Origin of the sequence: Streptomyces sp. MBT65, assembly GCF_016612545.1 — a bacterium.
Lineage (GTDB): Bacteria > Actinomycetota > Actinomycetes > Streptomycetales > Streptomycetaceae > Streptomyces.
In genome coordinates this window covers 25,233-34,256 of the sequence record NZ_JAENRY010000077.1, presented here as the reverse complement: position 1 = coordinate 34,256, position 9,024 = coordinate 25,233, and the positions used below count along the sequence as shown (strand labels likewise).

Genomic DNA, 9,024 nt, shown 5'->3' with positions numbered 1-9,024 from the left:
GGACCCACCCGGTCGTCCCGTCGCCTCGCCGCCGAACGGCGGTATCGGCTCGGCCGGTCGGTTCATCTGCGACGGGACGACCGGGTGGGTCCGGAGGACCTGGTGGTCCCGGTGGACCTGGAGGACCGAACGGTCCCGGTGGCTTCGGCGGCGAACGTCAAGGCGGACCCGGTGGTCAGGGCGGACCCGGTGGACCCGGCGCACAGGGCTTCGGCAACGAGCGGCAGGGCGGGCCCGGCGGGCCTGGCGGACCCGGCTCGCAGGGGTTCGGCGGTGAACGCCCAGGTGGTCCCGGTGGTCCGGGGGCGCAGGGCTTCGGCAGTGAGCGCCCGGGCGGTCCCGGTGGACCTGGTGGTCCCGGCGGCCAGGGCGCGCAGGGGTTCGGTGGCGAGCGGCAGGGCGGGCCTGGTGGCCCCGGCTCGCAGGGCTTCGGCAACGAGCGGCAAGGTGGGCCCGACGGTCCTGGTGGACCCGGTGGCCCCGGCTCGCAAGGTTTCGGCGGTGAGCGCCAAGGCGGACCCGGTGGTCAGGGCGGACCCGGTGGACCCGGCGCACAGGGCTTCGGCAACGAGCGGCAAGGTGGGCCCGGTGGCGGCCCCGGCCGTGCGCAGGGATTCGGTGGTGAGCGTCAGGGTGGCTCTCCCGCGCCCTTCGGCGGCAACGACCCGGCCGGCCCGCCGCGGCCGTTCGGGAACGATCCCTCCGGCCCGCCGCCGCCCTTCGGCAACGAGTCCTCCAGTCGGCCCGGATCGTTCGGCAACGACCAGTCCACGGGTCCCGGCGGCCAGTTCGGCAACGAGCGCCCCGGCCAGGGCGAGTTCGGCGGCGGCCGGCCCGGCGCCTTCGGCGGTGAGCGGCAGGGTCCGCCCGGACCGTTCGGCACCGAGCCCTCGAACCCGCAGGGCCCCCCGAACTTCGGCCCCGACCCCTCGCGGCCGGGCCCGCCGCCGCCCGGACCGAACCCGACCGCGGGTCCCGGCCGGACGAGCGGCGCCCCGCAGGCCTTCCAGCAGTCCGCTCCGCCGGCCCCGCCCGGCTTCCCGCAGGAGACGAACCGTCCGCAGCAGGGCGGCCCGTCCTTCGGCGGCGGTGACGACGACTGGGTGATCTCCCCGCCGACCCCCGGCTCCCCTGGCGGGCCCGGCGGTCCCGGCGGTCCCGGTCAGGGCGGTGGCGGCTACGGCTATCCGCAGCCCGGTTCCACCCAGGCCCCGCCCCCGCCCCGTCAGCCGTACCAGCAGCAGCCGACGACGTGGATGGCGACGATCGGCCCGGACCGCGAGTACTTCATGGCGATGATGCAGCGCTCGGGCCCGGAGGCCGCGGGTCTCAACCTGCCTGCGTACTCCCCCGAGCAGCAGCGCCGGCTCACCGGCAACCAGATCACCATCGGCCGCCGCCGGCACTCCACCGGCGAGTCCCCGGACATCGACCTGTCGGTGCCGCCGGAGGACCCGGGTGTCTCGCACCAGCACGCGGTACTGGTCCAGCAGCCGGACGGCAGCTGGGCGGTCGTCGACCAGAACTCGACGAACGGTACGACGGTCAACGGCGGCGAGGAGCCGATCCAGCCCTTCGTGCCGGTGCCGTTGCAGGACGGGGACCGGGTGCATGTGGGGGCGTGGACGACGATCACGGTCCGGCGCGGCTGAGGTCAGGACCCGTCAGCGGAGGGGCCAGGTGTACGGCTCCTCCGGATCGTCCAGCCACGCCCACACCCGCTCACCGGCGACCGTGACGCCGTAGCGCTCGCGTCCTGGCCTTCCCTCGCGCTCCCACAGCTCGCGGGCGTCCTGCGGGGCGAGGGTGCCGTGGGTGAGGGTCAGCAGGAAGCGGAGCAGTTCGGGGTCGCCGGGGCGGTGCGGGATCTCGCTCGGGGCGGTGGGTTCGGTGCCGCGCAGGGGCACGAAGTACGCGGCCGTGTCCAGAAAGGTGCCCTCGGCGTGCGCCCCGTCGCGGACGGTGAGCGCGATCAGACCGGTGGCCAGCGGGGCCAGGACGCGGGCTCCGGGGCGGCACTGGGCGATCCAGGCGCGCGGGACCGTCGTCAGGGCGCAGGTCGCCACGATCCGGTCGTAGGGGCCGTGTGCGGGGACTCCGCGGGTGCCGTCGCCGGTGACGACGGCCGGGCGGTACCCGGCGTCGGCTAGGTGGGTGCGCGCGGAGTCGGTGATCTCCGGTTCGAGGTCGACGGTGGTCACCAGGTCGTCGCCGAGCCGGTGGGCGAGCAGCGCCGCGTTGTAGCCGGTGCCCGCGCCGATCTCCAGCACCCGGTCGCCGTCCGTCACCCGCAACTCGGCCAACATCCTTGCCATCAGGGAGGGTTGGCTGCTGGACGACACCAGCTCGCCGTCCCGCAGCCGCGTGGCGAGCGGCACGTCGGCGTACACCCCGCGCAGCCAGCGCTCCCGCGCCGCCGGGTCGGCACTGCCCCGCCACAGCCGCTCGTGCCCGCGCCCGTCCCCGTCCGGGACACCGACGTAGTAGTACGGCACGAACAGATGCCGCGGCACCGCCGCGAACACCGCCCGCCACCCGGGATCCGCGTCCCAGGCCCCGCTCAGCCCGATCACCCGCACCAGTTCCGCCCGCGCGGAAACGGCGACGGCGTCCAGGTCCTTGTCGAGAGCGTGCGCGCTCATACGTCCACTGTCCTGCGGCGGGGGCCGGGAGGCGAGCGGTCCTGGCGAGCGGTCCTGGCGAGGGTCCTAAGCCTGAAGTCCTCCGCCACCCGGTCTGAGACCATGGGAGCGTGAAAGAGATTCGGCGCGGCACGCTTCAGGAGCAGACCTTCTACGAGCAGGTCGGCGGGGAGGAGACCTTCCGTCGGCTCGTGCACCGTTTCTACGAGGGCGTCGCCCAGGATCCGCTGCTGAGGGCGATGTACCCGGAGGAGGACCTGGGTCCGGCCGAGGAGCGCTTCGCCCTGTTCCTGATGCAGTACTGGGGCGGCCCCACGACGTACAGCGACAACCGCGGCCACCCGCGCCTGCGGATGCGCCACGCGCCCTTCCAGGTCGACCAGGCCGCGCACGACGCCTGGCTGAAGCACATGCGGGTCGCCGTCGACGAACTCGGCCTGTCCGAGGACCACGAGCGCACGCTGTGGAACTACCTGACGTACGCCGCCGCGTCGATGGTGAACACGGCGGGCTGAAGGTTGAGGGCGGCTGGCTGAAGGCCCTTTGCCGTACGGGGAGTTCGCGGGCGCACTCAGCGCACGCTGACGCCGAGTGCGCCAAGTCCCGCCCTGCGCACGGCGATCGAGCCGTACGGCGTGCGCAGCCGCAGCCACGCTCCGGACGAGAAGAGGCCCGACTCGCCGCCGGGGCGCAGGAATCCGAGTGACTGGGCCGCGTGGATCGCCCGCACCGGCAGCGAGGTGTCGCCGACCGTGCGGGACCAGATCTCGCGCCCGATGCGGTCGAGTTCGCCGCGTGTACGGCCCTCGGGCGCCAACTCCTGCGTACGGGACCGGAATTCGGCGACTCCGGCCGCGATCATCCCGCTCAGCGCCTGCGGGCCCGGCAGTCCGGACTCGGGGGTCCAGCCGCCGCGCGGGGGCAGCACCCCGGCCCACGGCGGACCGGTCACCGCGGTCGGGACCCGGGCCGTGGCCGCCAACTCGTCGAGGGATTCGAGGAGTTCACCGGCGGAGACGGTCACGTCGAGCGTGACGTCGAGGCCGTTCTCGTACGGCTTGGCGAGGCGCACCGCGCGGATGGCGAGCACCTCGAAGGACGGCGGCCGGCCGAAGACGGCGAGGGCCGTGCCGGCCGCCTGGAGGCGGACCGCGGCGGCGCGGTCGTAATGGAGCAGCCGGGAGAGGAAGGCCGCGAAGTCCGCCGCCTCCCCTTCGTCGGCGAGGTGGAGGACCGTCATGCGGCGACGGCCTCGTCCTCGTCGACGTCCCGGTATTCCTCCAGGAACTCGCGTTCCTCGGCGGTGATCCGGCGCGGTCGCTGTGTCTCGAAGTCGAAGGGCACGACGACCGTGGAGGCACGGACGTAGATCTGGTCGCCGTCCTTCACCTCGTAGGTGATGGTGAAGGACGCCGCCCTGATCTCGGTGATCCACAGCTCGATGTCCACCGGTGTGTGCCGGTGGACGAGCTGGCGTTTGTAGTCGATCTCGTGGCGCGACACCACCGAGCCCTGCTTGAAGTCCTTCTCCGGGCGGAACAGGAAGTCGATACGGGCTTCCTCCAGGTAGCGGAGGAAGACCACGTTGTTGACGTGGCCGTACGCGTCCATGTCCGCCCAGCGCAGCGGGCAACGGTAGATGTGGCGCAAGAAGATCAGCCCCGGGTCAGCTTCTTGTAGGTGGCGCGGTGCGGACGGGCCGCGTCCGCACCGAGTCGCTCGACCTTGTTCTTCTCGTACGACTCGAAGTTGCCCTCGAACCAGTACCACTTCGACTCGCCCTCGTACGCGAGGATGTGCGTCGCGACCCGGTCCAGGAACCAGCGGTCGTGGGAGATGACCACGGCCGCACCGGGGAACTCGAGCAGCGCGTTCTCCAGCGACGACAGGGTCTCCACGTCGAGGTCGTTGGTGGGCTCGTCGAGGAGCAGCAGGTTGCCGCCCTCCTTGAGGGTCAGCGCCAGGTTCAGGCGGTTGCGCTCACCACCGGAGAGGACACCGGCCGGCTTCTGCTGGTCCGGGCCCTTGAAGCCGAAGGCGGACACATAGGCCCGCGACGGCATCTCGACCTGGCCGACGTTGATGTAGTCGAGCTCGTCGGAGACGACGGCCCACAGCGACTTCTTGGGGTCGATGTTGGCACGGCTCTGGTCGACGTAACTGATCTTGACGGTGTCGCCGACCTTGATGGAGCCGGAGTCCGGGGTCTCAAGGCCCTGGATCATCTTGAACAGCGTGGTCTTGCCCGCGCCGTTGGGACCGATGACCCCGACGATGCCGTTACGCGGCAGCGTGAAGCTCAGGTCGTCGATGAGCACCTTGTCGCCGAACGCCTTGGAAAGGCTCTGGACCTCGACGACGATCGAGCCCAGACGCGGGCCCGGCGGGATCTGGATCTCCTCGAAGTCCAGCTTCCGCATCTTGTCGGCCTCGGCCGCCATCTCCTCGTATCGGGCGAGGCGCGCCTTGGACTTGGTCTGACGGCCCTTGGCGTTGGAGCGAACCCACTCCAACTCCTCCTTGAGCCGCTTCTGGCGCTTCTCGTCCTTGCGGCCCTCGACCTTGAGGCGGGTGGACTTCTTTTCGAGGTACGTGGAGTAGTTGCCCTCGTAGGGAATCGCGCGGCCGCGGTCCAGTTCGAGGATCCACTCGGCGACGTTGTTCAGGAAGTACCGGTCGTGCGTCACGGCGACGACGGCGCCCGCGTACTTCTGGAGGTGCTGCTCCAGCCAGTTCACCGACTCGGCGTCGAGGTGGTTGGTGGGCTCGTCGAGGAGGAGCAGGTCCGGGGCCTCGATCAGCAGCTTGCAGAGCGCGACGCGGCGCTTCTCACCGCCGGAGAGGTTGACGACCGGCCAGTCGCCGGGCGGGCAGCCCAGCGCGTCCATGGCCTGCTCCAGCTGCCCGTCGAGGTCCCAGGCGTTGGCGTGGTCGAGGTCTTCCTGGAGCTTGCCCATCTCGTCCATCAGGGCGTCCGAGTAGTCGGTCGCCATCAGCTCGGCGACCTCGTTGAAGCGGTTGAGCTTGCCCATGATCTCGGCGGCGCCGTCCTGGACGTTCTCCAGGACCGTCTTGGTCTCGTCCAGCTCCGGCTCCTGCATGAGGATGCCGACACTGAAACCGGGAGTCAGGAACGCGTCGCCGTTGGAGGGCTGCTCGAGGCCCGCCATGATCTTGAGAACGGTGGACTTACCGGCACCGTTAGGTCCGACCACACCGATCTTCGCGCCGGGCAGGAAGCTCAGCGTCACGTCGTCAAGGATGACCTTGTCGCCGTGCGCCTTGCGCGTCTTGCGCATGGTGTAGATGTACTCAGCCAAGAGAAACCGTCCGGCAGCTTGAAATCTGGAGTGGGCAGATGTAACCCATCTTGCCTGACCCCTGCCCCTCGGGGGAAACGCGTAAGGGCGGGGCGCTGTGAGCTGGGAGTTCGGCGGGCACCGCCCGGGACAGGTGGTCACTGTCGGTACCGAAGTCACCACCCACAGTCGATGTCGGCCTCTCCCCCGCTGACAATCGGATCACCGGTCGTGCCGCTGACGCGCAGCACACCCCCGTCCCGCTCCCAGTCCAACTCGTACGTGCCGCCGGCGACCGGCCGGTATCCGTCGTCGACCACCCAGGAGCCCGCCTCGCCCCAGGCCAGGCCGGTGCGTCCCACCGCGTACGCCTCGCCGTTGCCGATCATGAGGAACGACGTCTCCCGTACTACGGCCGTGCAGCCGCCGGGTCCCGTAGGGCGCAGCACGTAGTACCGCGCGCCCGAGCCCAGGTCGTCCACCGCTCCCCACGCGACGCCGAGCGCCGCGACGCCGATCAGCAGCGCGCTCAACGGCGGCACCCACCCGGCTCGCCGCGTCGCCCCCGGGAGCCGCGACGCCTCCGCCCTGCGGGCCGCCCGGCGGAAGGTCCCCCACAGGACGAGCGCGAGCACCGCGAGAACCCCGCTCAGCACCCAGCCGGGAACCACGTGCCCCCGCACGACCAGCAGGAGGTCGCTCCAGCCCGCCAGGGCCGCGAGAGCCAGGGTCCCGACGCCCGCCGCCGTGAAGGCAGCGGGCTCCGGGGACCACCCGACGCCGTGCTCGATCCGTGCTTCGGTCATGGCGGGTACGACTCCCCGAGCGCCCCGACAGTTGCGTCGGGAAGGCGGTTGCGCCGAGAAGCCGGAACACCGCCCCGCGGTCGGCGATTGCTCAGCTCTGGCCGGGCTTGCGGTCCCGCAGCAGGACGAGGGTCGTGGCGCCGATGCCCACCAGGCCGAGGGCGAGGACCGTGATCATCGGGGTGATGCCGGAGCCGCCCGTCTCGGCGAGGTTGGTGTCGACGGCGGTGCCGCCCACCGTCGCGGGGCTCGGCTCGCTGAGCGTCTGGGTCACGGTGCCACCCGCGTCGCTCTGCGTCCGGCAGTCGAGGACCCCGGTGAACCGCTTCTCGTAGCCGTTCGGCGCCGTGATCGTGAAGTCGTACGCCTGGTCCTCCTGGAGCGGGATCGTCACCGTCGCGGACTTCCCGGCGTCGATGCCGTGCTCGACGCCGAGCAGCTCGAAGGTGAACGTCGCGTCGCCCTGGTTGGCCGCGGTGATGTCCACGCCGCTCTCGGCACAGTTCTTCCGTGCCGACAGTGCCGGTATGGCGCCGGTCTCCGCCCAGTTCGCGCTCGCGGCGGCGGAGACCGTCGACTCGCTGGAACCGGCGAGGATCTGCGTCTGGCTTCTGCTGTCGGAGGTGAAGGCCCGGCCGACGGGCACGGTGGTGGAGGCCTGCACGGTCAGCTCGGCCGACCCGGCCACCGCGTCCTCGGGCACGTCGAAGAAGACCTGGCTGCCGTCCGCCGCGGACGTCACCGCCTTGCCGCCCTTGTCGACGATCCGCACCCCGCTCGTGGCGGCGTCCGCGGGCGGGGTCACCGTCACCCCGCTCGCGTTCGTGTGCACCGTCACCGGTCCGAGCCGCTCGCCGGGGTGACCGGACACGGCCGGCGGGTCGAGGGTCAGCGAGGCCTTCGGCTCCGCAACATCGCGCGCGCTCTTAGCCAGATAGTCCGCGAGCTTCTCGGCCTGCGGGTCGACCGCATCGACGTCGGCGCCGTCCGAGTAGCGCCAGATGGCCACCTGTGTGCCGGCCGCCGCGTCGCTCTCGGTCAGGCCCTTGGTGCCGGCCTTCGCGGAGAGCGCCGCGAGGTCGTTCACCTGCGGGTAGGAGTGCTGGAGGATCCAACGGATCCTGCCCGCGCTCTTGTTGGCGCCCAGCGAGGTGCCGCTCCACGCGGTCTCGTGGTACTTGGCGTCCCGCTGGGTGGGGTTGCGGAGGTCGACGCAGTACGTCTGCAGGGTGCCGCCGCCGTCGACGGACATCTCGAACAGGCCCGCGGAGACCTGGACATCGCCGCTGCCGTCGTGGATCACGGCGGCGCCGTACGTCTTGAGCCCGCCTATCGTCGCCGTCGCCCCGCCCTGGGTCTGCGGTGTCTCGTCGGCGACGGCCGGGCCGGCGCCGGCCAGCACTCCGGCGGCGACGAGTCCGCACGCCCAGGTCGCGGCGACGAAGCGCACGGCGCCTCGGCCGCGCAGGGACAGCGCGGAGAACACTGACAACGCAGATGACACGGAATTCCCCTTCGAGCAGGACCCGTCGACGTGGGGGTGCGGTCCCACCAGCAGAATCAATAACGCCGGGAGCTGTGCCCGAGCTATGCCCGGCATCCTAGGGACGCGGGCGGACCGCGATCTCCGGTCGGGTCGTCCGATAACCGATCCGACTCGGAATCGTTATCGCCAAGATCGCTTGCGAGCAGGGCTTATCGACAAATCCACCCGGTCTTTCGGAGCGCATTCGTCGATAAGCCGCAGTTCGATCAGCTCGGCGCATTCACTGACATCACGTCACCACGAGATGCTCCGCGCGCTGTTGGTCGGAGGACGTGGAATCGACGGCGGAATCCACGGCCGAATCCCCGCCCTGCGTCTCCCAGTTGGGCTCGGGCCGGGGCGGAGAGGCCGTCGTCTCCTGCCTGTTGGCCCGGCGGAAGGCCGAGGTCCCGCGCGCCAGGTCGTGGCCGATCGCCACGGCGTCGATGTCCGCCGAGGACCAGTTGGGCTGTCCCTCGCGTGCCTCCGTGCGCACCTTCAGCCGGCCCTGGACGACGACGGGGTCGCCGACCGACAGCGACGCCGCCACGTTCGTGGCCAGTTGGCGGTTGGCCCACACCGTGAAGAAGCTGGTGTGGCCGTCCGTCCACACGTTCTTCTCGCGGTCGAAGTAACGCGCGGTCACCGCCAGCCGGAAGCGCGCCGACGGTCCCGCCGCCAGATCCCGGTAGATCGGCTGGGTCGCCACGTTCCCGACCGCGCACACCATCGTCTCGTTCATCGCGTGTCCC

The 9,024-nt window shown here is 71.3% G+C and carries 9 protein-coding genes; 2 read left to right on the top strand and 7 right to left on the bottom strand.

Annotation, left to right across the window (positions count from 1 at the left end):
- The coding region (locus tag JHN63_RS19150; RefSeq protein ID WP_234477363.1) for an FHA domain-containing protein at window positions 1-1,652 on the top strand (1,652 nt) is incomplete at its 5' end.
- 12 nt (window positions 1,653-1,664) lie between these two features.
- Here the strand turns inward: JHN63_RS19150 and JHN63_RS19145 are convergent.
- Window positions 1,665-2,642 carry a methyltransferase domain-containing protein gene (locus JHN63_RS19145; RefSeq protein WP_200682303.1) on the bottom strand — a complete coding sequence of 326 codons (978 nt, stop codon included), beginning with the start codon at window positions 2,640-2,642 and terminating at the stop codon, window positions 1,665-1,667.
- 110 nt (window positions 2,643-2,752) lie between these two features.
- Between JHN63_RS19145 and JHN63_RS19140 the strand changes: the two genes are divergently transcribed.
- Window positions 2,753-3,157 carry a globin gene (locus JHN63_RS19140; RefSeq protein ID WP_200682302.1) on the top strand — a complete coding sequence of 135 codons (405 nt, stop codon included), beginning with the start codon at window positions 2,753-2,755 and terminating at the stop codon, window positions 3,155-3,157.
- Between the two features lie 56 nt (window positions 3,158-3,213).
- Here the strand turns inward: JHN63_RS19140 and JHN63_RS19135 are convergent, their stop codons facing one another.
- The 6 genes from JHN63_RS19135 to JHN63_RS19110 form a co-directional block, all read right to left on the bottom strand.
- Complete coding sequence (locus JHN63_RS19135; RefSeq protein WP_200682301.1) at window positions 3,214-3,882, bottom strand: hypothetical protein; 669 nt, start codon at window positions 3,880-3,882, stop codon at window positions 3,214-3,216.
- Complete coding sequence (locus JHN63_RS19130; RefSeq protein ID WP_200682300.1) at window positions 3,879-4,292, bottom strand: thioesterase family protein; 414 nt, start codon at window positions 4,290-4,292, stop codon at window positions 3,879-3,881. The genes JHN63_RS19135 and JHN63_RS19130 overlap by 4 nt, the downstream gene beginning before the upstream one ends.
- Window positions 4,293-4,297: 5 nt before the next feature.
- Window positions 4,298-5,962, bottom strand: coding sequence for an energy-dependent translational throttle protein EttA (gene ettA / locus JHN63_RS19125; RefSeq protein WP_200682299.1), 1,665 nt, complete (start codon window positions 5,960-5,962; stop codon window positions 4,298-4,300).
- A 155-nt stretch (window positions 5,963-6,117) separates the two neighbouring features.
- Window positions 6,118-6,747 carry a hypothetical protein gene (locus JHN63_RS19120; RefSeq protein ID WP_200682298.1) on the bottom strand — a complete coding sequence of 210 codons (630 nt, stop codon included), beginning with the start codon at window positions 6,745-6,747 and terminating at the stop codon, window positions 6,118-6,120.
- 91 nt (window positions 6,748-6,838) lie between these two features.
- Complete coding sequence (locus tag JHN63_RS19115) at window positions 6,839-8,251, bottom strand: Cys-Gln thioester bond-forming surface protein (RefSeq protein WP_374222924.1); 1,413 nt, start codon at window positions 8,249-8,251, stop codon at window positions 6,839-6,841.
- Between the two features lie 271 nt (window positions 8,252-8,522).
- Window positions 8,523-9,014: a single-stranded DNA-binding protein gene (locus tag JHN63_RS19110; protein WP_200682297.1), complete on the bottom strand. Its 492-nt coding sequence runs from the start codon at window positions 9,012-9,014 to the stop codon at window positions 8,523-8,525.
- Between the last annotated feature and the right edge of the window lie 10 nt (window positions 9,015-9,024).

Bases quoted from the DNA above. Each gene is read 5' to 3' on its own strand.
- JHN63_RS19145 (WP_200682303.1), bottom strand. From the start codon at position 2,642: ATGAGCGCGCACGCTCTCGACAAGGACCTGGACGCCGTCGCCGTTTCC.
- JHN63_RS19135 (WP_200682301.1), bottom strand. From the start codon at position 3,882: ATGACGGTCCTCCACCTCGCCGACGAAGGGGAGGCGGCGGACTTCGCG.
- JHN63_RS19120 (WP_200682298.1), bottom strand. From the start codon at position 6,747: ATGACCGAAGCACGGATCGAGCACGGCGTCGGGTGGTCCCCGGAGCCC.
- JHN63_RS19110 (WP_200682297.1), bottom strand. From the start codon at position 9,014: ATGAACGAGACGATGGTGTGCGCGGTCGGGAACGTGGCGACCCAGCCG.